Genomic DNA, 23,232 nt, shown 5'->3' with positions numbered 1-23,232 from the left:
TCGACAATGGCAATCCTGCGATCAGTCGAGGATGCGGTGCGCCACGTTGGTGCTCACCAGGTTCAGCAGCACCTCGCCGCGGCCGGCGAGGTGGGTGCGGTCGGCTTTCGGGGTCAACAGCGGCAGCAGGGCGTCGATCGTGTCCTTCACATCCCCGACCAGGCCTAGGCCGACGGGGATACGCCTGCGGAGGTGGGATCCGCGGATATCGACGTGGATGACGCGGGCATCCTCGGGATAGGACTGGGTGTAGGGGAAGTCGTTGCCCAGCATCGGCAGCACGTCGGCTCTCTTGATCGCCTTGTAGCCGGAGGTGAACTTGATCAGGCCGGTCATCGCGACGTCGAACGGGTTGTCGTACTCGATCCCGTTCTCCTCCACCGCGGTCCGTATGGCGATCTCGATCAGCCGCGGCGCCATTTCTGGCGTGCTGACCAGCTCGCAGTGGACACTGCATTCGCCGAACAGCTCTTGGGGATGGGGCTCCTGGAATTAGCCGGTGCCGACCTCGTTCAGCGGCATACCCGCGGCGATGGCGAGCACTGGAACCCGGGTGCGTTGCGCGTCGTCAAGACCATTGATCAGGTGGGTCTTGCCAGGGCCTCAGCTACCTGCACAGACCGCGAGCCGACCGGTCAGCGCCGCGTCCGGGGTCGCGGCGAAAGCAGCTGACTCCGCTCGACGCCAGTGCTGAAAGAATCTGTTGCGCAACGGTTATCGCCACTACACCGTGCGGGCATTCGCCGCCGTCGCGCGAGCGGGTTGGGCCGGGCTACCGTCACTGCGGACGGCGTCTATGGCGAACGACGCCAGGCTGCCCACGAAGGCGGCCACGGAGATACCGCCGATCAGGCCAGACGGTCCGGAGCCTGTGCCCAGGGTGCTCAAAAAGAGCGCGAATGCGACAACTGCGGTGAGGATGAGCAGCAGCCCAAGCGTCGGCAGTGCCTCGTTGCCAGCATCGTCTCGGCCGTTCATGGTTGTCCTTCGGTCGCAGCGGGTGTTGGGTTGTTAATCCCCACCCCGGCGACATTCGAAACGCTAGAGACGCGGATGGTGGCAGGCGGCGAAGTGCCCCGGCTCCAGCTCAGCCAGCGGCGGCTCCTCGGTGCGGCAGACGCCGGGTGGCAAAGAGGCAGCGGGTGTGGAAGCGCAGGCCGGCGGAGGGCCGATCCGGTTGGGTACGTCACCTTCGAGCGCGATGCGCTCGCGGGCCATGTCTGCCAGGGGTCCGACACCGAGGCGTGGGCGACGTACAGATACGACAGATCGAACTCGTGCGCAGCTGCTCGAGCAGGCTGACGATCTGTGCCTATACCGAAACGTCGAGCGCGGAAATTGGCTCGTCGGCAACGATGAGCTTGGGCCGACGCCACCGCGCGCAATTCCGATGAGCTGGCGTTGTCCGCCGGAGAACTCGTGCGGATAGGTGCGCGTTGGGCGCACCCCGATTTCGATGTCTCAGACGGGAATACCGGAGTGGCCCATGACGTGCAGCACGCCGTTGGGGTCGAGTTCGTCCCACACCTGGGCGTAGATCGCCGACTTGAGTGCCTGGCCCTCGGTCTCCATGTTCAGGAGGTCGGCGATCTCGTCGAAGCCGTAGTACAGCACCGACAGTGCAGTGGTGGTGAGGAGCACGCTGTTGATCGCGGCCTGGGCGGTGTCCTTGTCGCCCATCGCAGCCTGGAACAGAGCCGGCAGCAGAGTGGTGACCGGGATGATGGCGTTCAGGCCGGGAACCATCTGCGTCGCGCGCCAACTCGCTTCGTACACCTCGCGTACCAGCGGCTGGACAACCGCGGGGAACGCGGCGACCAGTGCCTTCTCGGCGGCGAGCGCCGCCGCGGGCATTCCGATCGGGTCTGGGTCATCGACCCGCAACGGGTTGGGCGTGCCCTCCGGCAGGGTGATATCGGGTCCCGAGTTGGCCTGTGTCGCTGTCGCTGTCGCTGTCGCTGTCGCTGTCGCTGCTGCGGTCGGTGTGACGGCCGCGGCCAGCGTGGTGACGGTGTCGTCCGGGTAAGGCGGCGGCGTTGTCGTCGCCAATGGCAGCCCGGATTCGCCGCGGACGTGCAGCAATGCGAACGGGTCCAAGATGTTCCACGCCGTGGCGACAGCCCAGGTCTGCAGCTGCAGTGCCGACGCCTCCAGGTTGAGCAGGTCGGCGATCTCGTTGTAGCCGTAGTAGATCATCGCCACCGGCTGGATGGTCACGATCAAATTGTTGATGACGCGCTGCGACGCGAGCTTGTCACCTTGCAGCGCGCTCGGCAGGTCGGTCACGATATTGGTCACCGGAACGATGACGTTCACCCACGGGATCATCTGAGTCAGGCGATAACCCAGCTCGAAGCCCTCGCGGGAGACCGGCTTGAGCAGGTCGGGGAAGACGTTGATGAAGGACTGCTCGAGCGTCCAGATCGGGCCGGGCATGTCCTGCGGGGCCGGCTCCGGCGGCATGGGCCGGAACGGGTTCGGGCTCCACGCCACAGAGGGCGTATCGGCGTTCGCGGTGGGAGTAGTGGTCGTCGTCGACGACGTGTCGGTGACGTCGGTGACCGCTGCGGCTTTCGGCGCGGCGTGACCGGTGCCCTTGAAGAGGGTCTCCAGCTTGTCGACCTGAGCGGCTTCGAATGCGGCCGCGGTGGGCGCGATGACACTCGCGGTTGCCGGCACCTGGGAGACGGTGCTCAGTTCTGCGGCGGCACTCTTGGTGTCGCTGCTGGCCTGCGTGACCTTGCTACCCACCTTGGATACCGGCTTGGCCCGCTTGCTGGCACCGGTCGCGGCCTTCTTGGGGCCTGCGTGGACCTTTGCCGAGTCGGAAGCGCTGGTGGAGTCGGTCTTGTCGGTGTCGGCGTTGGCTATGCCTTGGCTGGCCGCCGCGACGGCTGCACCTACCCCTACCGCGACGGCGACCCCGCCGACATACCCGACATATCTGCCTGACCCCATTTGCTACCCCTTCGCTGGCCCATGGGCATAGTAAACGACCCAGCAGGTCGGGACCACCCCAAACTGTGAATGTCGCGGTGCCAGATGCTTGCCCCGCAGCAAATCGCGGGTGACGCACAGACCACTGATGCTGGAAATCGCGGTGCTAGCGCCGCCGGTCAGGCCCAGTTCGGAGGCCATTTATGACTGCGTCGATAGTTCTCTTCTAGAGCAGCTGCCGCCGTCTCCGCATGGTGGCGAACCGACGGCTGTCCCACCACCTGGTTTCTTCGCCGACCAGGACTGTCGGGTAGCGGACGTCCCGGCCGCGCTGTGGTGCGTTTGCCAGTGTGGCCTCCGCCGACTCGCCGCAATGATTTCGTCGACCTTCCCCTCAGGTCGGCGAGCTCGCCACACCGCGTTCCTCCTGGACGCGCGGTGATGGGCGTCTGCACAGCGCAAGGAAGGTTCGGGGCGAAGGATTGAACCGAAGTTCTCGCCGAGACGACCCCGGATAAGGTCGTTGGCAGGATTCGGCTTTATGGTTTAGCGGTGCCCGATATTGATCGTCGAAGCCTGATGCTCATGGCGGGGTTCGGTGCGGTTGCAGCCGCGCTGCCCGCACCGGTGGCCGAAGCCACCCCGTCCCGTCCGCAAGCACCGGCCCCCAACGCCGCGACGCCGGCCTACCTGTTCCACGACGAGTTCGACGGCCCGGCCGGGTCGGCCCCCGACGCCTCGAAGTGGAACATCGCCAAAGCGCGCGAGACCATCAAGAACCCGGTGTTTTGGGATCGGCCCGAGAATATGGGGCAGTACCGCGACGATCGCCAGCACGTGTTTCTCGACGGCAACTCCAACCTGGTCATCCGCGCCACCCGTAACGCGAACAAGTACGTCAGCGGCAAGGTGACCGGAACCTGGTGGGGCGGTATCGGAACCACCTGGGAAGCTCGGATCAAGTTCAACTGCCTGACCGCCGGCGCCTGGCCGGCCTGGTGGCTGATGAACGACCACCCCGAGGTTGGCGGCGAGGTCGACCTTGTCGAGTGGTACGGCAACGGCGAGTGGCCGTCGGGAACCACCGTTCACGCCCGGCTGGACGGAACATCGTTCGCCACCACTCCCGTTGGTGTGGACAGCAATTGGCACACTTGGCGTGTCACGTGGAACGACTCCGGCATGTACTTCTGGCAGGACTACGTCGACGGTGCCGACCCGTACTTCACCGTGCCGTCGTTCTCGCTGGACAGCTGGCCGTTCAATCTGCCTGAGTACCGGGTGTTTCCGGTGCTGAACCTTGCGGTGAGCGGATCCGGCGGCGGTGATCCGCGTCAGGGTACCTATCCGGCCGAGATGCTCGTCGACTACGTCCGGGTCTGGTAGCGGCAGCCTCAGCTGGCGCCCGCGGCGATCACCTGGTCTACCTCCAGGGCCCGGCTCTCGATCTCGGCGTGCGCCTTGTCCAGGGCCTCGGCTTGGTCTTCGTCGGCTTTCATCAGCGCCTCGATGTCGAAGCTCGCCATCTCGTGAACACCCATGTCCCGGAACGCTTCCTGGACTTTGTCGCCCCACAGTCCGATGTCTTTGACGATCGGGACGATGCGGCTGAACAGGTGCGAGCGGAACTGGATCATCAGTGGTGAGGTGTCGACCCATTCGGCGCAGGCCTTGACGTCCATTCCGAGGGTCTCGAACACCTCCTCGCCGCGGAATCGGTCCCGCATCAGGTAGCAGGCGTCGACTACGAACTCCTCCCGCTCGGCCCGTTCGGCGTCGGTGAGGGCAGAGTAGTAGTCCTTCAACGAGATTCGGCCGAACGCGACGTGGCGGGCCTCGTCCTGCATGACGTAGGCGAGCAGTTGCTTGGCCAGCGAGTCGGGGGCCGCCATGTCACGCAGCACTCCGAACGCGGCCAGAGCGAGTCCCTCGATGAGAACCTGCATCCCGAGATAGGGCATGTCCCAACGTGAGTCGCGCAGGGTGTCCTCGAGCAGCGCAGTGAGGTTCGAGTTGATCGGGTACGCGAGCTCGACCTTGTCCTGCAGGAACCGCGAGAATGCCTCGACGTGGCGGGCTTCGTCCATCGTCTGCGTTGCGGCATAGAACTTCGCGTCCATGTCGGGGACGACTTCGACGATCTTGGCCGCGCACACCATGGCTCCCTGCTCGCCGTGCAGGAACTGCGAGAACTGCCAGGCCTGGAAGTGCTGGCGCATCTCGGCGCGCCGGGGTTCGTCGGCGGAGTCCCACATCGGACTGCCGAACAGTGGATGGAACTCGTCGGGCAGACCAACCGGGTTCATCGGGTCGACGTCCTGGGACCAATCGATGCGGGACTGCGCGTCCCACTGTTTGTCCTTGCCCTTCTGGTACAGCGACAGCAGCCGGGCTCGGCCTTCGTCGTACTCCCAGGTGAAGCGGGCGTCGCCAGCGCTGGGCACCTGCCACGAGTAAGGATCGGGGACCTTGGTGTACTTGTCTCGGGTAGTCATGGGGCCGCCTTCCTCCCGCGAAGCCATATGGCTGCTATGACGTCTCTCACACTGCGCCGTGGCGGACGGTGTCGTCAAGGACCTTCGCTGCACTCGGCGGCGCAGTGGACACCTGTCCAGTCGGCCCGTAGGTTATGTGACACCACTCACAGACAGTTTTCAAGGAGTGTCATGTCAACCGATCAGCGCGTGACCTACTGCCGCATTTGTGAGCCGATGTGTGGGTTGATCGCCACCGTCGAGGACGACCGGCTGGTCTCGCTGCGACCCGACCCCGACCACCCGCTGTCGCAGGGGCGGGCGTGCCCCAAGGGCATCGCGTTCACCGACGTCCAGAACGACCCCGACCGGGTGCTGTCGCCACTTCGGCGTCGGCCCGACGGCGAGTTCGAGGAGATCAGCTGGGACGCGGCCCTCAACGAGATCGCCGCCCGGCTCACGGCGGTGCTGCGCGAACACGGTGGCGCCGCGGTGGGCCAGTACATCGGAAACCCCGCCGCCTTCGGGTACGCCGCCGGTATCTGGATGGGCCTGTTCGGGGAGCGGATCGGAATGGGCCACCTCTATACGGCGGGCTCGCAGGACATCAACAGCCGCTGGGTGGCCAGCAAGCTGCTCTACGGGGCGGCCAGCCAGATGCCGTTCCCCGATCTGCCGCGCACCGACTTCCTGCTGATGCTAGGCGCCAATCCGCTTGTCTCCCATGGCAGTGCGTTACGGGCGCCGCGCATCAGAGACGATCTGGCCGGCATTGTCAAACGTGGTGGCCGTGTCATCGTGATCGACCCGCGTCGCACCGAGACGGCCAGGGCTTACGAACACGTTGCCGTCCGGCCGGACACCGATGCCTGGCTGCTGCTGTCGCTGCTGCAGGTGGTGTTCGATGAGAAACTGGACAGACCCGTCGCGGCGCGTCAGGCCCGTGGGCTGGACTCGTTGCGTGGGTTGTGCGCGGCGTTCCCGCCGGAGGCCACCGCGCAGTACACCGGGGTGCCTGCGGATGCGGTGCGCCAACTGGCCCGTGACTTTGCAGGCGCACCCAGCGCGACGGCGTACGGCCGCACCGGCGCGTGTCTGGGCCATTACGGGACGCTGGTCAGTTTCCTGCTCGACGCGCTGACCGTGGTGACCGGCAACCTGGACCGGCCCGGCGGCAGCCTGCTGTCGCACGCGGTATTCCCGCTGGAGGAGATGGGGGAGCGGGCCGGCAAGCTCAGCTACGCCACCAAACACTCCCGTATCGGTGGTTTCCCCGAGGTGTTTGGCGCTTTCCCCGCGGCGGTGCTGGCCGACGAGATCACCACCGCGGGTGTCGGTCAGCTTCGTGCGCTGTTCGTGACGGCCGGCAACCCGGTGCTCTCGGTGCCTAACAGCGCCGAGTTGGAGGCCGCGATCGGTCAGCTGGATCTGCTTGTGTCCCTGGACTTCTACGTCAATGAGACGAATCGCCACGCCGACTACATCCTGCCGTGCACGACGATGCTGGAGCGTGACGATCTGCCGATCATCTTCGCCGCATGCAGCCCGTCGGTGTTCGTGCAGACCACCGAGGCGGTGGTGGCGCCCTATGGTCAGGCGCGCCAGGAGTGGCAGATCTACGACGAGCTGGCACGTCGAATGGGGTTGTCGCTGTTGGCTTCCGGTGCGATGGAGCGGCTCAATCCGGTGCTCGCGTGGCTGGACCGCCGCGGGCTGAGGCTGACCCCGCGGATGGTGATGTCGTTGCTGCTGCGGACCGGACGCTACGGGGACCGGTTCGGGCTCCGGCGCGGCGGTCTGAATCTGCGGCGCCTGGCCGGCCATCCGCATGGACTGGTGCTGGCTGAGCACGCCCCGACAGGTGTGCTGTCTGAGGTGGTGCGGCACGTGGACGGCAAGGTGGACCTGGCGCCGCCGGAGATCGTCGCCGAGGTGGGCCGGCTGCGCTACCGCGCGCCGGATCCCGACTTCCCACTGTTGGCGATCGGGCTGCGGGAGCTGCGGTCGCAGAACAGCTGGATGCACAACAGCCCCACGCTGATGAAGGGCGGGCGCCGGCAGCGCGCCCGGATCAACCCCGTCGACGCACAGGCGGCTGGTGTCGCCGACGGCGAGCAGATCCGCGTCGTCTCCGCGCAGGGCGCCATCGAGACCGAGGCGTTGGTGACCGACGAGATGGCGCCCGGCACCATCGCGATCCCGGCGGGGTGGGGCCATCGCGGCGGCTGGCACCTGGCCAATTCCGTTGCGGGCGCCAACGTCAACGAGCTGACCTCCAGCCACGTCGACGAGATCGAGGTGCTGGCGGGCATGTCGGTGCTGAACGGCTTCGCCGTGCGGGTGGAGCCGGTGGGGGTGGTGGACCGGCAGGAACTTGCGGAGGTACGTTCGGTGGGATCTGACTAGGGTGGTCGGACGTCGGCACCGGCCTGGGTTGGGTCAGATGGCCCCGGGTTCAAACCCTGTCCGATACCGGTCGCGTATCTCGCTTGGGCCGAAACAGCGCCAGCGTGATGGCGATTGCCGTCAACGGTATGACGGCCATCATCACATTCAGTGTGTCTGCGGCGTCAAGCATGCTCGAGGTCGCCTGGGAGATCACCCACGCCGTGCGGTCCGGATCGAGCGTGACACCACCCGTCGCGTTGCCCGTTGCCCCCAGGATGTCGCCCGCTTGTCGGGCACTAATGCCGGAACCGGCCAACTTGGGCTCGGCGTCGCGAATGAACAACAGGATGCCGAACATCGAGAAAAGTGCCGAACCCATTCCGTAGAAGGTCCCGCCCACTGACGCCTTCACCGCCGATACCACACCGCCGAGATTCGTTGGCGCACTGGACATCATGACCGTTGTCTGCGGCGTCTGCACAATCGCGCCGCCAATTGTCGTCAACGCGACCACGGCCCCGACAACGAGCATCGGAGTGTCGATCGTGAAGGACGTTCGCACCAGCAGGCTCACCGCCAACACCGCCAGACCCGCCACGACCACGGCACGACTGCCGAAACGGGTGGTGGCCCGCCCCGCGACGAGGGCGGCCAGTGCGGACAACAGCGTGGCAGGAATGAGCAACAACGCGAACGCCCACGTCGACTGGCCACGAATCAGGACGGAGTAGAAGGTGATCATGACCATCGAGCCGCCTTGCACCAGATTGCTGGCAGCTCCCGCAGTCACTACCGCGTTGAAGCGAGGCGAGCGAAAGATTCGCAGATCCAGCGCCGGATCGCTACAACGCAATTCCCACCATACGAACGCGGCGGCAGCGAGGATCCCGGCCAGGATCGGTGCCAGCGTCGCGACGGTCAGGCCGTTCTGCAGCACGGAGATGCCGTAGGTCACGCCGATGAGCGCGGTGGCCACCAACAGCAGGCCAGGAATGTCGGTGCGGCGGTGCGATCGTCGCGTCTCGGGAACATATCGCAGGGTGAGTACCAGAACGAGGCCAGCAAGGACAGGGGTGACGAGAAAGCCGCTACGCCAACCGATGTGCTCCGCGAGCAGGCTGCCAACCGTCGCCGGCACCACTCCGAAGGCGTAGACGGCAGCGAGATAACTGGCGATCGCGCCCGCCCGGCGCTCGGGAGGAAAAACCGCATTCATGATCGCCAACGACAAACCGGTCAGGAATGCGAACGCCACCCCGATGCAGGCTCTGGCGATCATCAGTACCGCGACGTTGGGGGCCGCCGCCCCGACGAGCCCGAACACGACCGCAGCACAAGCACCGGCGACGAACATCCGCCTCATCCCGTACTTGTCGCCCAGGACACCGGCTGCCAACACCGAGGCGGCCAGGGTCAACGTCGCCAGAGACGACACGAAAATGGTGGTGCCCGGTGAGAACTGGAGGCCATTGCGAACAATGGAGATGTTGGCCGCCAGGATTCTGAGATCCCCAACGGCGACGGCGCTGCCCAGCGCCATGGCCACCGTCGTCATGGCGGCCGCAAGCCCGGTGACCTGCGCCTGCTGTTTCACCAGGCGATGCTAGACCGGCTGGCGAGTCCCCGTTGTGGACCAACAATACGGGTACAGATCAGCTGGACTCGTTCACCGGGAACACGCCACTCAGACCTGACCCTGCATCGGAGGTGCCAGGAACGGGAACGGCTCGGCTGGGGTAAACCTTGCGGAGACGTCGCCGCTGAGGGTGTCGGATCCAGGGAGCTCGAGTTTCATCGGCTTCGCGCCGGGGCTCAGGTCGACTTTGTTGAGGTCAACCCAGATCACCGAGGGGTCGAGTACCGAGTCAAAGTAGTAGCGCCTTGCTTCTTGGTCGCTCACGGTGCGCCAGAGCGTCGATGAGATGTTGGGCTTGTCGGGATCGCTCATGCCGAGCGGTACGCCGATGGATCTCATCTGCGAGAACACCGCGGCGACTGCTTCGTGCCGGTCCTCGAACTTCGGCGAGGTGTCGAGGTTGTAGCTGGCGCGGACGTAGCGGTCTGCCGCGCTGATGGTGCCGGGCAGCATGTTCTTTCCGCCGATCAACTTCCAGTAAGCGTTGATCGCGATCTGCTGGTCGTACACGGGCGAGTTCGTCATTACTTTGTGCTCGGGTCCGTGGTGGATCCGAAGACTGCCGCCGATGTATTCGAAGATCGCCGAATCGCCCGTGGGGTCGGACAGGCAGATGTGGACGCTGGCCGGTTTCCCGTTCGGAGCGTCGGCGGCGACAATCGCGAAGGGTTCAGACCGCAGCGCCTCGACCGCCTCCAGGACGGACCCGTAGTTGTCGAGCGCATACTGTAGCCACGCTCCGACAGAGATCGTCGGTTTCTGGGTATCGGTGGGGTCCCCGTAGTCCGCCTCAGCCAGATACAGCAGGTTGCCGACCATCCCCGTTTCGTTCATGCCGTCGGAAGTCGCCAGATCATAGAAGCTGGTGACCAGCGAGCCGTACTTCGATGTCCAGGTGATCGAGTCCTGGCCTACGCCACCGTCTCTCGTCATTCCCGCCGGGAAAGCCCAGAGGGCCGTTTTCGCAGTTCGGTCGCTCCAATCCATGCTGCGCCCGGTGATGTAGCTTGCGGTTCCGGTTTCGTACAGAACCCTTGTGCACATAGCTGTCTCCCGAGTTTGCGAAGTCTCTTGGCGTCGCCTTCAACCTATCCTCCGCGGGGCGATTGCCGGCGGATGACCAGGCAAGGCAGAGGTCACCGCGGTGATGGACCCCTTCTGCGTCGTCGCCTTCGCCGGCGCCAACACCAACTCGACATTCGCATCATCAACGCCGCCACTGGCGAACTGATCCGCGAGCTCACCAGGGACTATCAAGCCCGAGGAGCGCCCTGCGGCCGCCCACGAAAATAGCTCTGAACCCCCAACGAGGGTTCAGAGCTATTCCGATGTCCTGAGACATCACATGGAGCCGATGACGGGAATCGAACCCGCGTATTCAGCTTGGGAAGCTGCTCTAGCTAATTTTGGCCACGCTCCTGACCTGCGGCGATAGGCCCAATTTCATAGCGAAATCACCTGTGGGACAACGCTAGAGGCGTACTGGAAGATCGCTCCGGTAAAACTCTGGGCTGACTCGAATCTGACCACAGCAACGAACAAAATCCGAACGAATAGCAAACTTGCATCGCGAGTCGAACGGGTGTTTGCCGACGCGACCGAAGTCGTAGCGGCCACCATGTCGCCTGGGATGACGCCGCCGCTTATGGGCAGCTCTGCCGCCGAACTACCCGAATCAAATCGCAGCTCTACCGCAGGCGTACCTATTCAAAATTGATTGGCCCATAAAGCCCGCACGCTGCAACAAATCAGCGAATTTGCGCGTAGAGTGAGCCGCACTTAATTACACCGGCCACGGCGGGCCACACAATGAGAAATGGATCTACACTCATGCGCTCGCGACTGCTTATGACCGCCGAATACCCGCTCATCGACGGTATCCCCGTGTTTCCGATTTTTGGTAGTGATCCGGCTGGCGGTTACCACACTCAAGGCGACGTTTTGGTTAGCCATACGTCGGACGGTGTACCACTCGATACGCTCTGGGATACGCTGCGCGATCTGCTCTCAATTTGGCGTGAACGCCAGGACGCTCTGCTGAGCCTTTTGGCATTCGATACCACTGACGTGGCCGAAGCTGTGCCGCAGAGCCTTTCGCATTTCCAGTTTGAGGAAGCTAGCGAGTTCGGCGAGCCCAAGGCCCATCAGGGTGGCGATAGCCTGATCCTTGGCTACGGATTCTCTGACTACGATCTGGCCACGCGCTATACGTGGAAGTACCTGCGCGATGCGACCGCGCGTCAGATCGAATTCGATATGAATGCCGCACTTGAGGCCGACCAGCGTTTGCGTACGGGGAAGGCGCTCGGTCGTCTGTTTTCGCCGGCTCAGCGGATCACGCCTGAGGGTAATCCCGAATTTGGTCTGTGGAATGGCACCGATTCGATTGCGCCGATTGAGTATCTGGGCAAGACGTTCGCTACCGATCACAATCACTACCTGGTGTCGGGTGCTGCGACAATTGACTCCGGTGACGTAGAGGACTCCATCGGCCTCATTACCGAGCATGGTTACGGCACGACGCAAGGCAGCCGGATTCTGGTGTTCGCCAGCCAAACGCTGTGCGATCAGATCGCCAGTTGGCGCAAGGGAGAGGAATCACGCTCTGGCGGCCCGGTGGCCAAGTTCGATTTCATCCCGAGTTCGGATGCACCGGCCTACCTGTCGACTGAGTTCATCGTCGGTCAGACACCGCCCGCCGAGTACAACAACCTCAAGGTGATGGGCAGCTACGGCCATGCGCTGATCGTGCCCCACATTTTGGTACCGAACGGCTACCTGCTCACGGTTGCAACGTCGGGCCGGAACTCGCCTCAGAACGTCGTCGGTATCCGCCAACATTCCAACCCGGCATATCGCGGGTTGCGCCAGATTCCGGGCAAGGGTCAATACCCACTGATCGATAGCTATTTCCAGCGGTCGTTTGGTGTCGGTGTCCGTCACCGTGGCGCTGCGGTCGTGACTCAAGTCAAGGCCAGTGGTTCCTACGAAACTCCGACCATCTCGGCCTAGGCCGTAGAGCCGTTTTAGCGACCGAAAGGTGAGCTGATGGCACGTCCACCGCTAGGCGGGTGGTCGCCGCTGTGGCGTGATGACGCTGCCCAACGGCAGATGGAACAAGACAACTCCGGTTCCGAATTCACAACGCCACCCCGTTACAGCGACCCCGACCAATACACCGGGACAGCGGCCAGCCAATCACTGCCGCACGCACTACCCGAAGGGAACCCCAATGGCTAAGGGCAAGGGGAAGCACCGAACGCGCGCGAAGTCTGGCCGCTTCAAGAAGAAGCGGTGATTGTGATGGCACGCGGACGCCGCAAGTACAAACGGGACGCAAAGGGTAGGTTCGCGAAGACCGCGAGCGCTGCCAAATCGCTGGCGCGTAAGGCTCAAGTGGGCCGCGTTGGTCCTGGTGGTCGGTTTCGTGGTGTATCGGTCGCGGGCACGCGAACAGTGAAACGCCGCAACGTCAAAGTGGCGGTCTACGGCAGTGCCACTGTCGGCGTTAGGCGGATTGCCTAACCCATAGACCCTCTGGCGAGTCCGCCCGCTTCAACCGATTCGCCAGCCACCAGACCCCAGTTCGGAGCTGGGAAGGCGCGGCTTAACCGAAGGGCTGCGCGTGACCCCCGTATTTGTCGACTTGTCCAACTACGGGGGTCACACCATTCCATTCCCCAACGGTTACGGAATGATCCGGCGCACCCAATCGCTCAGATGTAGATCAAGCACGCCGCGACCAGCCTCACCGGAAATCAGGACGCGATCGAGCTTGGTCGGATGACGAGTCACGTCAAGCACCGGCCAACGGGTCACGGTGCCATCAGCGGCGGCTATTGCTAGGCAGTCACCGGCAGTGACGGCGTGGCCAAGCACCGGTTGTGTAGGTAATACCTCTGTCATGGTGGCGACGGTAGACCGCTGCGCTTTGGTTCGCACGCAAGCCTTTTGTCCGCAGGTGATCGACCCGGTTTCCCTAGCGATTGTGTGGCGCAATTTTGGCCACTGTCGCCGCAACCCAACCCGCCCTGGTGGTCGTTCGAAAACAGCCGCCGCACTCTGGAATTGACCACAAAAGGTGTTAGCTGTCGAAGTCTTAGCGCAAATGGAATAAGCCTATTCGGGCTGTTCAGGGATATCGCTGCCGCCGCGCTTCGGTGCTTGTCCGGTTCGCTACGATCGTGCTAAAGTCGTCAACAGGTACAGCCAGCACCCGTGACGGCACCGGGTAAGACGAGCCAGGCCAATTCGCACAGTAGTTCCCCCCCGAGCGAACTTCGGGGATATCCGTAAACGGAAGCTGGAAAGCCTATGTCTCGAAACGTAGTTCAACCGTCGAAACGACCCGCCATGCCATACGCCGACACCGACATTCCCGAGGAATTGAAGACTGAACGGCTCAGGTACTCGGCCACGCCAAACATCAAGGGCATGGACGCCGCTGCGGCGAGAATCTGTGAGCTGTTCGGCATCGCTGTCACAGCGTCGTTCATCAAATTGCATACCGAGCAGACGCGAAAACTCGCCTACCACAAGATTTCTGGGAACCGCTACTACAGTGATCGTGGCCTTTTCGATTTGATGCACATCGGCACGCTGCCTCACGTTGACGGCCAGGTGAGCGCGTAAGTGGACGACGACGATTTCGCGAGCTTTGTTGAATGCCAACAAGTGCGCGACATGGAAGGTGTAACGCTGCGCGAGGACGGCTCGTTTGAGCGCGAGTCAATCTCATTCATCATCGTAGAGAACGCGGTCGCCGAAGACGGCACCCACATCACGAATATCCGGCCCGCGTCGTTCGTGCCGTTGTCGTTCGGAATCGAACCGAATCACCGCCTGTTCGATTTCCTAGACCGGTACGCCGCCAAGGCACGTTACGACGCAGCGCGATGGGACATCAGAGACCTCACGCACCGCGTAGTACCCGACGACGAGAACTCTGGCGAACTCACCGTAGAGACGACGTTCGACCTCATCGTGACCATAGGCGACGTAGAGACCGCCATCGAGGGTTGCGAGTACGACAGCGAAATCCTCCCGCTCCAAGTGCAGTTCGCCATCGCGGACGGCCGCGCCAGAGCGCTAGCCGAATACCAGAGGGAGATTGAACGGTGAGCGAACACGACCGCGCCAGAGAACTAGTAGACGAAGTGAACGCGACATGGCGACGCGATGACTTCGACATCGCGAGCCCATTGGCCGACGACGCCAGGACCGATGTGACCCACATTCTGGCGAGCAACGTCGAAGACGTACGACTAGCCGTCGAGCGCTTCAACCAGCTGTTCAACCTGGGCGCTGGCGTCGACGGGCATTTAACTGGCCACGGCTTCAGCGCGGCTCTGACGGGAGATTTCGATGATCGAATCAGAAACTTGAGTGGAATCGTCTTGAGCCGTCATCGGGCAACTTCCAGTGAAAAGCTCTGGGTGGTCGACCACCAAACTGCAGACGACGGACTGTCGCTCCTGCCGCTCTGGGACCGAGATAATCCTTTGCAGTCCAATGTCATTCGTGGCTTGGTGGCGACCCATCCCGCAATGGTGCACGTACTGCGCGGTGGCTACACTGCCGATGCTCTCGCTAGGGCGATATGGCTAGGGATCATCCCCACCGTCTGCAATCTCGCTGTGGCACCGAATTGCGATTTCGAGGCACGCCCGCCGCGAGACTGCCGCGACGGTAGGAAAGTCTGGGGCCTGTTCACTACGCAGCGTGGTGAGTATCTGACTTTCCATACAGTCTGTGAGCCTTGCTTTTTCACGTTCTGGCCGATGTCCAGGCTCGGTAAGAGCGCTAACTATCGGAGCGGCTAGGAAATGGTGCCGCTAGTTGCTCAAACCGCAATTGGCGTGCGATCGTGCCGACGGAAATTTCCGGTCGCTATTCGGAAACTCGCCGTTGTTGGCTAGTCGAGCGAGCAGCGAATTCGATTGTAGCGTAGACGATTACGACAAAGGAAACCCCCGCCCACTGGCCGGTCAAGCTAAGGGCGGGGGTCATCGAACGAGGTGATGTGGATACTGTACCAAGCGGAGCCGACAATTCTGAGGCTGACGCGCTCTTGACGACAAGAGTCCAGCCGGTAATTCCTGACGTAACCGGTTTGAGCCCGTTCAAGGCCGCCCAGCGCCTTGCCGAGGGCAATTGCTACGTCCTGCCGATCGACCCGGCAACACCGAAAAACCCAGGTTCAATTGTCGGTAGGGGCTGGCCGAAGCGATCCACCCGCGATGCCGACACAATCGAGGCCTACTGGGACAACGACGATCCACCGTCAATCGCTATCCATACGGGCCGCAGTGGCCTCGTTGCATTTGATCTCGATATCGACACCGTGCCCGACGAACTGGCGTGGTTGCGAGCCGGCAGACACCAAGCGTCACGCGAATACGCCAGCGATCGCGGGCACTATGTCTTTGCAAGCACCGAGACATTCATCTCAGGAGATTTCAAACTCAGCAACGGCACACAAGTGGGCGAGATTCGTAGCGGTAACACCGTGATCGTGGTCGAACCCTCCACGCACGCCAAAGCCTCTCAAGGCGGGCGCTACCGGTGGGTTACGACCGGCCTGGTGCCCGACCTGCCCGAGGTCGCTCGCGCGTACTTGACCGCCAAGGCGGATGGAGTCGGTTCCGCGACTCAAACAGCCTCACGCGAGCAGGTGTCCGCCTTCATCGAATCCACGGCCAATAGTGACGACCGGCCCAATGCCCTAACCGCCCTGGTGGCCAGCGTCGCCAAACAAAGCAGCGGCACCCGCAATTGCGTACGCAATGCGCTTCGGATCGCAGCCGGTGAGTCACGGCTCGGCTACTACCCGTTCGCTCGCGCGATTGATCAGATAGAACGCGCGGCGCGCGAGTCTTACGCCAAACGCGGTGAGAGCTACGAGGCGCAGGTAGGTGCCAATGAATTTGGGCGCCTGGTGGCTAACGCCGTGGGGTACGCATTGGGTCGCGATCTCGACGACATACGTGCAGAGGCCAACCGCGATTACGGCAGTGATCCCCGCGAGTTCGCCGGTTTGGCCGATGGGGTGCGATTTCGCATCCAAATGGGGAGCCCTGAGCCGGCCAAAATCCTCCGCAATGCACCGCTGGATTTACGGCAGTTGCGAACTCGACCGCCACAGCCGATTTCGTGGCTATTGCCCGACGTACTGGCGCGCGACAGCTACGTCTCGCTGTCGGCTGCACCCGGCACCGGCAAGTCAGTGCTTACACGAGCGATTGCAGTGGCGGCATCGCTGGGCCGATCGGCGTTCGACCCCACGTACGAGATGGAACCGGCCAAGGTGATCTATCTCGACGCCGAAAACGGTCAGGACTGGTGGCGTAGCGGGCTCGATTCGATGGGCGCACCGCTGGACCTGCCGAACCTGTCAGTGCTCTGCTATCCCGACGTTGGCGGGCTGGACACGGCCAAGGGAGCGCGCGAATTCCTGGCGCTGATTCAATCGGTGGCCGCAGGCATGGACGACCAGGTTGACCTGGTGGTACTCGATACGGTGAGCAGGTTCATCGATGGTGGCGAAAACGACGCCGATACGTGGAGTCAGTTCTACCGATTGTCTATCCAACCCTTGCGCGATCAACAGGTGGCCGTGCTGCGGTTGGACCACCTGGGCAAGGATGCCGACAGAGGCCCGCGTGGTAGCTCGCACAAGCTATCCGATGTGGATGCTGATTTCCGTATGACAGCGGCGCGCGCTGGTAGCGATGATTTGACGCTGACTCTAGGCAAGCGACGCCGACAGCACTTCGCGCAGGTAGTGAGTGTGCGACGGCGCGACGACCCATTGCGTCACGAATTGGGCCCTGGCGCCGCCTCGTTCATCGTGCGTACTGCCGATGGAATCGCGACTGTGCTCGATCCTGACACGAGCGCACTGGTATCCGAGCTGGACCGGCTCGACGTCGATCCCGCGTTGGGTAGAGATAGGGCCAAGGCCGCGTATCTGCAAGCTGGCGGCCAAATGTCAGCCGACAACAGGTTCTGGGCCGCAGCGGTGCGATTCCGTAAGCAACATGCCAAGCAACCGAAATCATCGGAAATACAGAATGATTCGGCCGTTAGCGGGAGCGCCGACGATGACAGCAAATAGGTTGTGCCGCGTTTGCGCTGGTCAGTCTGTCTGCAATTGTCTGGAGCTATTCGCGCTGGTCAACTGGTATTTCGTGCTGACCTGTCTGCGGTTGTCCCAGACAGGTCACAATCGCTTTGAACAGCGGATATACCGATTTGTCGGCTCATATCGCCCGGTACCTGTCTACCTGCGGAAATGCCGATCCGAACTGTCTGGGACAGGTGCAGACAGAACCGCATATCCGCTGGTCAAACTGTCTGGGACAGGTTCAGACAGGTTTTGCCCCGGCTCTAGAGGCTCTGTGTCCCTCCCCCTCCCTATAGGGGAGGGGACAGGCCGAGCCCAGCGGAAGGCTACAGAAGTTACCGAGAATGCGATCAGGACTGTGGCAGAACACAATTCGAAAACGAATGAAGGGAGGTGAGCCGTGTCAGCGGTACAACATTCCAACGGGAAACCGGTGCGAGTATCAAAGGGCAATCTGGTACTGATCTGTGAGGTATGCGGCCATCCGGTCGTCAACGGGTCAGGGTTCCTGACCATCCGAGAGCGCAAATGGCTGTTATTTCATAGTGATTGCGCCGAGCGTGAGCACGTCGAATGTGGTGTGCTGCCCGGTGCCAGTGGTAACCGGCCATGCCGGATCAATGTATCGCTGATTGCCACCGCTGAGCTGTTGCTGACCACCCTGGCCACGCTGGCTATAGACCTCAAAGCGACCAACTGGCTGCAATTGATACAGAAAGTGGTGTGGGACAGCGAGTTCTACTTTGACCCCGAAGGTCTCAACGGCGGCAAACGGACCGCCAAGCAACTAGTTGAGGCCAACTACGCCGCCTACGAACGGGCCGGATTCGGTACGAAATTTAATGTGAAAGCAGGGCAGCGATGACGACGGACTCATCGGAGAAATCACCTATCGAAAAGAAGCAACACGGCCTCGCAGGGCCGCGAGACTGGTCGAAACGACCTGATTCCTCCCGGCGCTGTCATGCCCACAAAAAGAACGGCGACCAGTGCAAGAACGCCGCTCTGGCCGGTCAATCGGTATGCAAGTATCACGGTGGCGGTAGTCCGCAGGCTATAACGAAAGCTCGCGAAAGGCTCTCAGCCGCAGCCGATCGCATGGCAGAGCGACTGCTAGGCATTGCCGAGAGTGAGAAGGTTCCGGCCTACGTCGCGTTGCAGGCCGTGAATTCGGTACTCGATCGCGTCGGCATTACTGAGCCGAAACAGGTTGAGGTGACGGTCAAGCCAATCGATCAGATATTTGAGTCCATCGAGTCGGGCAGCCGCAGCGACTACCGACGTGCGCGCGGGATACCTGACCCCGAGCCGCAATCGCCAGCGATTGAATCTCACGACACATACCGCCCTGGCGGGACATTGGCGCTGGGACCGGGCTACGTCATAGAGGGCGAGGTCGAAACCAAGGCTGACGACGACCAGGACGGCCTAGACACCTACCCCGAGGATGACTACCGGCTTGAGGTCCACCGACGCGCCACAGAAACGTTGGCGAATCGCCCTCTGCCGATGCCGCCCACCGATGGCTACTTGCCTACCGATATCGCAATGGAGCGCGTTGCCGAAGCGAACCGTGCTCATCGTGGGCAATTGAGGCGTAGGTGACTGTCTCAATTCCAAGGTTCTGCAACTGGTGATCTGCTGACGTTATTGGTTCGCAAAATCCCTGCTGAGCACGTCTCAAAAGTTGTTTCATAAAAGATTCGCAAAATAGACGCAGCGCGTGATTCTGAGATAGGGTCGGGCCATGACGACGATCGCAACCGGCCAGGTGCTCGGTTACGCCAGGGTGAGCACCGGCCACCAGTCACTTGACGCGCAGACCGACGCGCTGACCGCTGCCGGTGTTGATCCGGCCCGCATCTATGCCGACCAGCTTTCCGGCTCGCTACGGCGCGCGCAGCGGCCACAGATGGCCGCGCTGCTCGACTACGCGCGACCCGGTGACGTGATCGTGGTTGTGGGCATTGACCGGCTAGGCCGCGATGCTGCCGAAGTGATGATGACCATTCGGGAACTGACCGAGCGCGGCATAGTGTTGCGGTCCATTCGCGAGGGAATCGACACAAGCACCGCCACTGGCCGGATGATTGCGGGGGTGCTCGCGAGCCTGGCTGAGCTGGAATTAGAGCTGATTCGTGAGCGGAAAGAGGCCAGTAGCGCAGCGCGGCGCGCACGCGGGTTGAGTGTGGGCCGGCCAAAAGTACTGAGCGCATCGAAAACCCAACTAGCGCAACGGATGCGCGAGTCCGGTGAGCCGGTGCCGGTGATAGCAGATGCGCTCGGTGTGAGCCGCGCAACCGTCTATCGGGCTTTGGAATCGAAATCGACTGGTGCAGAGGGGGAGTAATGACGACGAGTTCAGTGCGTACACAGGTCATCGGCGCGGCGGGTGAGGTGTTGGTGCAATACAAGTTGCTCAAGCACAGCATCGATAGCGCTCGCATGACCACTGATGACGGAATCGACCTGGTGATGTACCTGCCCGTCACGCGCCAGGCCGCAACGGTGCAAGTCAAAGCCCAGTGGGACGCTCGACCGGCTGGCGGGAAAGGGGAGCCTACGCGCGGCTGGTCGTTCGATGTCAATTGCCCGGCGCAATGGATTGCCTGCGTTGATGTTTCGCGAGATCGTGTGTGGCTTTTCACCATCGATGAAGCGCGCGAATTAGCGCAGGAAAAGCCCGCAAGCGGCAAGTGGAAACTCTACTGGTACACCGACGATGCGAACCTAAAGGGCTCGCCGCGCCGTGAGGCTGATATGGCCGATTCCGAAATCGATACCGTCATCAGACGGCGGTTACTTGGTGAATCGGCTGCACTAGAGGGGAATTCGTAGTCATGTCTCGGGTGATCACGCGGAAGTCCGCCAAGGGTATGCGGTATACGGGCATGTACTTCGAGAGCGACGGCAGCGAGTGCAGTGCCGGGACATTCGACACCGAAAAGGCTGCGGCCAACGCCGCCCGCGACGCTGAGAAGTTGGTGACACAAGGAAGATCGCCCGTCAGCCTGCGTGATGCGGGTAAGGAAAAGTTCGCTGTTGTCGCCACCGAATGGCTTGATGCTCAACATGATTTGAAAGCCAGCACCCGTGCTGAGTACACAAACCTGTTGGCTAAGAAGACTCGCGCTCGCAAGAATGCTGACGGTACCAGCACTGCGGGCCTGTCGATTGCCGCGACGTTTGGTGTCCGCCAGATCAATTCGGTTGCGCGCAAAGACATTGCCGCGTGGGTCGGTGCGCTAGTGAAGGCAGGTAAGTCAGCGTCAACGGTGCGGCATCACTATTTTGTGGTCAAAGCGGTGCTCGATCACGCTGTGGCCGACGGGCGGGTGCTCGACAACGTCGCTGTCGGCGTCAAGCTGCCCAGCGAGCGCACGGTGGCCAATTCGTCTCCCGGTGTTGTGGACGATCCCGACATGTTCCTGTCGGCAATGCAGGTTGCCGCGCTGGTTGACGCGACGCCGTGGCCTTGCTCGGTATTGGTGCACTTGGCCGCGTGGTCGGGATTGCGTGCTGGTGAGTTGTGCGGCCTACAGGTAGGCGATATCGATTGGCCCATGAACCCCAACGGCACGGTGTGGCTGCGGGTACGCCGAACGGTGAGCGATACCGGCGGCGAGCTGACCTACGACACGACGAAAACCAAGGGAAGCAATCGGCGGGTGCCGCTGCGGTCGGCCACGGCACAATTGCTGCGCGATTACCTGGCCGAGCACCCGCGAGCCGATGAGCCGACCGCACCGCTGTTCTGTGCGGTGACGCTGTCACCGGTCAAGCCGACCGGTAAGCGTCGTGCTGACGACAACCGCGAGGAACCGGAAACCGCTGCGCAAAAGGCCGACCGGCAGGCCACCGCCTTAGCCGCGCTATCGGTGGCCGAAGCGACTGACCGCCTGGTGCTCGACTGGACGGCCAAGCTGCGTCACCAGACGTTCTATAAAGCCGTGTTCCGGCCTGCGGTATTGCGAGCCAATCGCTTGGCGCGTGAATCAAACCCAACCGCCCTGGCGGGAGACCAGGCCGACGTTCTGCCTGGGCAATTCAAGTTCCACGGGTTGCGCCACACCTACGCGAGTTTGTGCGCGGCTGCGGGTCTGCCAGTCGAGAAGGTCAGCCAGTATTTGGGACACTCGAAAACATCGACCACGCTGGACATCTACGTGCATCTGTTCCGTACCGACGACGCCAGCGACGACATGGCCGCACTGGACTCAATGGATACGCCAACGGTTTCGAACGTGGTGACGCTGCGGCAGCGCGGTTAGGTCGACAGCGCGGGGACTACCCTGCACATGTCGAGGCAGGACTCAGGGGAGAGCGGATATGAAGCTAGTTTCGCAGTATTGGCGCGGAGTTCTGCGACGTCTACAGGCTGAGGTCGAAGATTTTAATAACATCATCGGCCACCAGGGGGAAAAGGGTAGAGAAAATGAACTTTCGCTGGCTCGCATGCTCTCGAATTTGGTCCCCTCCAGATATGGGATCGGATCTGGGCTGATATTCGATTCGGAAGGAAACGAGTCATCTCAGACGGACATAATTCTATTCGATGCGGTCGATGAGCCAACAATTCTTGCGCAGACAACCCAGGTTTTGTATCCCGTCGAAAACGTTTACGGGTGTATCGAAGTAAAAACCTCTGTGGGCGGAGCCGAGATAGAGGATATCGGCGAGAAGATCGACAGTGTCCAGGCCCTTCATTCGAAAAAGGATGGCCTAGCTCTATACGCCGCGGTTGGCTACCGCGCTACCCAGACGCTGGAGACCATTGCGAAACACCTTCAAGCATTGAAGAGAACTGATGGCGACCTTAGGCCAGATTTATTTCTCCTGGTCGATCCTGGGATGATCGGGATTTCCGGCCGTGTCGCAAAGGCTCTCGGTTGGGAGATGCCAAAAGACTCGGACTACCTGTTAGGGGTGACACCACTGCAGGCAATTGGCGGCGGAGGGATCGCCGCCGGGGTTTACGAACCAGTTCCGGCTGGGGCTGGTACTTCTGCCGTACTTCGCGGAAATACGTTCAGTATCCATTCGATTCAAGGGCTGGAATATTTAGCAGAGTCCGCTCGCGCACTCTTACTATTTTCTGAAGCATTAGTCACAACGCTTGCGACTGAGCAGGGCCGGCCTTCTCCAAGTTTCCACCATTACATTTCGCCAGAAATGAGAGACATTCGAATCATTTCGCTAAGTCAGTAGGTCGGCCAGCCCTAGGTGTTCAAGTGCCGTGGCAGCATCGATTCGCGTCCAGCCTACATGATTCGCGATTTGCTCCATGGTTGGACGTAGCGGTGTTTCGCCGGTATCTTCCGTCGCTAGAACGAATTCCCGCTCTTCGGCTTGCAGATGAAAGCACAGTCGGCAGACCGGTCCGAAACCATTTTCGCCCTTCTCCAGACTTTCGAAGCCGTCTTCGAACCCTAGCTCGACTGCATTCGCCATTAGCGTACGCATATAGACGATGTCGGCTGCGAACGGGTCGAGCTTGCTTGTCAGCCCGTTCGCCCAGGCCCAGATGGGCTCCTCTCGCGCGATTATCTCTAGTTCCGAACATACCTCGCGCGGAAAGCCCAGTTCCGCACGATCTACTAACTTGGAGAGGCCCGTCAGTAAGTCAGGATGTTTGGGCTGCGCGACTATTCGGCACATTTGGTGCAGTGCGC

At 62.0% G+C, this 23,232-nt stretch carries 20 protein-coding genes and 1 pseudogene; 13 read left to right on the top strand and 8 right to left on the bottom strand.

What is annotated here, in order from left to right:
• Positions 1–87: 87 nt before the first annotated feature.
• The 3 genes and pseudogenes from ACXDF8_RS24075 to ACXDF8_RS24065 all read right to left on the bottom strand — a co-directional run.
• A pseudogene (locus tag ACXDF8_RS24075) lies at positions 88–696 on the bottom strand (thiamine pyrophosphate-binding protein); the annotation flags it as partial.
• 27 nt (positions 697–723) lie between these two features.
• Entirely contained in the window at positions 724–978 is a 255-nt protein-coding gene (locus tag ACXDF8_RS24070) for a hypothetical protein (protein ID WP_457225783.1), read from the bottom strand.
• A 483-nt stretch (positions 979–1,461) separates the two neighbouring features.
• Positions 1,462–2,958: a hypothetical protein gene (locus tag ACXDF8_RS24065; protein WP_457225782.1), complete on the bottom strand. Its 1,497-nt coding sequence runs from the start codon at positions 2,956–2,958 to the stop codon at positions 1,462–1,464.
• A gap of 540 nt (positions 2,959–3,498) precedes the next feature.
• Here ACXDF8_RS24065 and ACXDF8_RS24060 point away from each other — a divergent pair.
• The gene (locus ACXDF8_RS24060) at positions 3,499–4,323 is read left to right on the top strand and encodes a glycoside hydrolase family 16 protein (protein ID WP_457225820.1); all 825 of its coding nucleotides are present in this window, start codon (positions 3,499–3,501) and stop codon (positions 4,321–4,323) included.
• Positions 4,324–4,331: 8 nt separating this feature from the next.
• On the opposite strand, the gene ACXDF8_RS24055 is transcribed toward ACXDF8_RS24060, so the two are convergent.
• Complete coding sequence (locus tag ACXDF8_RS24055; protein WP_457225781.1) at positions 4,332–5,432, bottom strand: ferritin-like domain-containing protein; 1,101 nt, start codon at positions 5,430–5,432, stop codon at positions 4,332–4,334.
• 171 nt (positions 5,433–5,603) lie between these two features.
• Here ACXDF8_RS24055 and ACXDF8_RS24050 point away from each other — a divergent pair, with 171 nt between their 5' ends.
• Positions 5,604–7,817: a molybdopterin-dependent oxidoreductase gene (locus ACXDF8_RS24050; RefSeq protein ID WP_457225780.1), complete on the top strand. Its 2,214-nt coding sequence runs from the start codon at positions 5,604–5,606 to the stop codon at positions 7,815–7,817.
• Between the two features lie 49 nt (positions 7,818–7,866).
• Here the strand turns inward: ACXDF8_RS24050 and ACXDF8_RS24045 are convergent, their stop codons facing one another.
• On the bottom strand, positions 7,867–9,393 hold the full coding sequence (locus ACXDF8_RS24045; RefSeq protein WP_457225779.1) for an MFS transporter: 1,527 nt from the start codon (positions 9,391–9,393) through the stop codon (positions 7,867–7,869).
• A gap of 90 nt (positions 9,394–9,483) precedes the next feature.
• Entirely contained in the window at positions 9,484–10,479 is a 996-nt protein-coding gene (locus ACXDF8_RS24040; protein ID WP_457225778.1) for a bile salt hydrolase, read from the bottom strand.
• Between the two features lie 786 nt (positions 10,480–11,265).
• Between ACXDF8_RS24040 and ACXDF8_RS24035 the strand changes: the two genes are divergently transcribed.
• On the top strand, positions 11,266–12,447 hold the full coding sequence (locus tag ACXDF8_RS24035; protein ID WP_457225777.1) for a hypothetical protein: 1,182 nt from the start codon (positions 11,266–11,268) through the stop codon (positions 12,445–12,447).
• Positions 12,448–13,122: 675 nt separating this feature from the next.
• Here ACXDF8_RS24035 and ACXDF8_RS24030 read toward each other — a convergent pair.
• Positions 13,123–13,341, bottom strand: coding sequence for a hypothetical protein (locus ACXDF8_RS24030; protein ID WP_457225776.1), 219 nt, complete (start codon positions 13,339–13,341; stop codon positions 13,123–13,125).
• A 447-nt stretch (positions 13,342–13,788) separates the two neighbouring features.
• On the opposite strand from ACXDF8_RS24030, the gene ACXDF8_RS24025 reads away from it, so the two are divergent.
• The 10 genes from ACXDF8_RS24025 (at position 13,789) to ACXDF8_RS23980 (ending at position 22,768) form a co-directional block, all read left to right on the top strand.
• Positions 13,789–14,067 carry a hypothetical protein gene (locus ACXDF8_RS24025; RefSeq protein WP_457225775.1) on the top strand — a complete coding sequence of 93 codons (279 nt, stop codon included), beginning with the start codon at positions 13,789–13,791 and terminating at the stop codon, positions 14,065–14,067.
• Positions 14,068–14,556, top strand: coding sequence for a hypothetical protein (locus ACXDF8_RS24020; RefSeq protein WP_457225774.1), 489 nt, complete (start codon positions 14,068–14,070; stop codon positions 14,554–14,556). It begins immediately after the preceding gene.
• On the top strand, positions 14,553–15,257 hold the full coding sequence (locus ACXDF8_RS24015; RefSeq protein ID WP_457225773.1) for a hypothetical protein: 705 nt from the start codon (positions 14,553–14,555) through the stop codon (positions 15,255–15,257). Before ACXDF8_RS24020 ends, ACXDF8_RS24015 begins: the two co-directional genes overlap by 4 nt.
• Positions 15,258–15,547: 290 nt before the next feature.
• Positions 15,548–17,551, top strand: a complete 2,004-nt coding sequence (locus tag ACXDF8_RS24010; protein ID WP_457225772.1) for an AAA family ATPase — start codon at positions 15,548–15,550, stop codon at positions 17,549–17,551.
• Between the two features lie 409 nt (positions 17,552–17,960).
• Positions 17,961–18,425: a hypothetical protein gene (locus tag ACXDF8_RS24005; protein WP_457225771.1), complete on the top strand. Its 465-nt coding sequence runs from the start codon at positions 17,961–17,963 to the stop codon at positions 18,423–18,425.
• A complete protein-coding gene (locus ACXDF8_RS24000; protein ID WP_457225770.1) occupies positions 18,422–19,165 on the top strand; it encodes a putative phage terminase small subunit in 744 nt (247 codons plus the stop codon). The genes ACXDF8_RS24005 and ACXDF8_RS24000 overlap by 4 nt, the downstream gene beginning before the upstream one ends.
• A 142-nt stretch (positions 19,166–19,307) precedes the next feature.
• Complete coding sequence (locus ACXDF8_RS23995) at positions 19,308–19,910, top strand: recombinase family protein (protein ID WP_457225769.1); 603 nt, start codon at positions 19,308–19,310, stop codon at positions 19,908–19,910.
• Complete coding sequence (locus ACXDF8_RS23990; protein WP_457225768.1) at positions 19,910–20,398, top strand: hypothetical protein; 489 nt, start codon at positions 19,910–19,912, stop codon at positions 20,396–20,398. Before ACXDF8_RS23995 ends, ACXDF8_RS23990 begins: the two co-directional genes overlap by 1 nt.
• A 53-nt stretch (positions 20,399–20,451) precedes the next feature.
• The gene (locus tag ACXDF8_RS23985) at positions 20,452–21,831 is read left to right on the top strand and encodes a tyrosine-type recombinase/integrase (RefSeq protein WP_457225767.1); all 1,380 of its coding nucleotides are present in this window, start codon (positions 20,452–20,454) and stop codon (positions 21,829–21,831) included.
• A 58-nt stretch (positions 21,832–21,889) separates the two neighbouring features.
• Complete coding sequence (locus tag ACXDF8_RS23980) at positions 21,890–22,768, top strand: DUF6602 domain-containing protein (RefSeq protein WP_457225766.1); 879 nt, start codon at positions 21,890–21,892, stop codon at positions 22,766–22,768.
• Here the strand turns inward: ACXDF8_RS23980 and ACXDF8_RS23975 are convergent.
• Positions 22,757–23,218 carry a hypothetical protein gene (locus tag ACXDF8_RS23975; RefSeq protein WP_457225765.1) on the bottom strand — a complete coding sequence of 154 codons (462 nt, stop codon included), beginning with the start codon at positions 23,216–23,218 and terminating at the stop codon, positions 22,757–22,759. The two genes, ACXDF8_RS23980 and ACXDF8_RS23975, sit on opposite strands and share 12 nt — an antisense overlap.
• Positions 23,219–23,232: the final 14 nt, after the last annotated feature.

The organism is Mycolicibacterium sp. CBM1 (assembly GCF_054073305.1).
This window is presented reverse-complemented; position numbering and strand designations above follow the sequence as displayed.

Bases quoted from the DNA above. Each gene is read 5' to 3' on its own strand.
- ACXDF8_RS24070 (WP_457225783.1), bottom strand. From the start codon at position 978: ATGAACGGCCGAGACGATGCTGGCAACGAGGCACTGCCGACGCTTGGG.
- ACXDF8_RS24065 (WP_457225782.1), bottom strand. From the start codon at position 2,958: ATGGGGTCAGGCAGATATGTCGGGTATGTCGGCGGGGTCGCCGTCGCG.
- ACXDF8_RS24055 (WP_457225781.1), bottom strand. From the start codon at position 5,432: ATGACTACCCGAGACAAGTACACCAAGGTCCCCGATCCTTACTCGTGG.
- ACXDF8_RS24050 (WP_457225780.1), top strand. From the start codon at position 5,604: ATGTCAACCGATCAGCGCGTGACCTACTGCCGCATTTGTGAGCCGATG.
- ACXDF8_RS24040 (WP_457225778.1), bottom strand. From the start codon at position 10,479: ATGTGCACAAGGGTTCTGTACGAAACCGGAACCGCAAGCTACATCACC.
- ACXDF8_RS24035 (WP_457225777.1), top strand. From the start codon at position 11,266: ATGCGCTCGCGACTGCTTATGACCGCCGAATACCCGCTCATCGACGGT.
- ACXDF8_RS24030 (WP_457225776.1), bottom strand. From the start codon at position 13,341: ATGACAGAGGTATTACCTACACAACCGGTGCTTGGCCACGCCGTCACT.
- ACXDF8_RS24025 (WP_457225775.1), top strand. From the start codon at position 13,789: ATGCCATACGCCGACACCGACATTCCCGAGGAATTGAAGACTGAACGG.
- ACXDF8_RS24000 (WP_457225770.1), top strand. From the start codon at position 18,422: ATGACGACGGACTCATCGGAGAAATCACCTATCGAAAAGAAGCAACAC.
- ACXDF8_RS23995 (WP_457225769.1), top strand. From the start codon at position 19,308: ATGACGACGATCGCAACCGGCCAGGTGCTCGGTTACGCCAGGGTGAGC.
- ACXDF8_RS23990 (WP_457225768.1), top strand. From the start codon at position 19,910: ATGACGACGAGTTCAGTGCGTACACAGGTCATCGGCGCGGCGGGTGAG.
- ACXDF8_RS23985 (WP_457225767.1), top strand. From the start codon at position 20,452: ATGTACTTCGAGAGCGACGGCAGCGAGTGCAGTGCCGGGACATTCGAC.
- ACXDF8_RS23980 (WP_457225766.1), top strand. From the start codon at position 21,890: ATGAAGCTAGTTTCGCAGTATTGGCGCGGAGTTCTGCGACGTCTACAG.
- ACXDF8_RS23975 (WP_457225765.1), bottom strand. From the start codon at position 23,218: ATGTGCCGAATAGTCGCGCAGCCCAAACATCCTGACTTACTGACGGGC.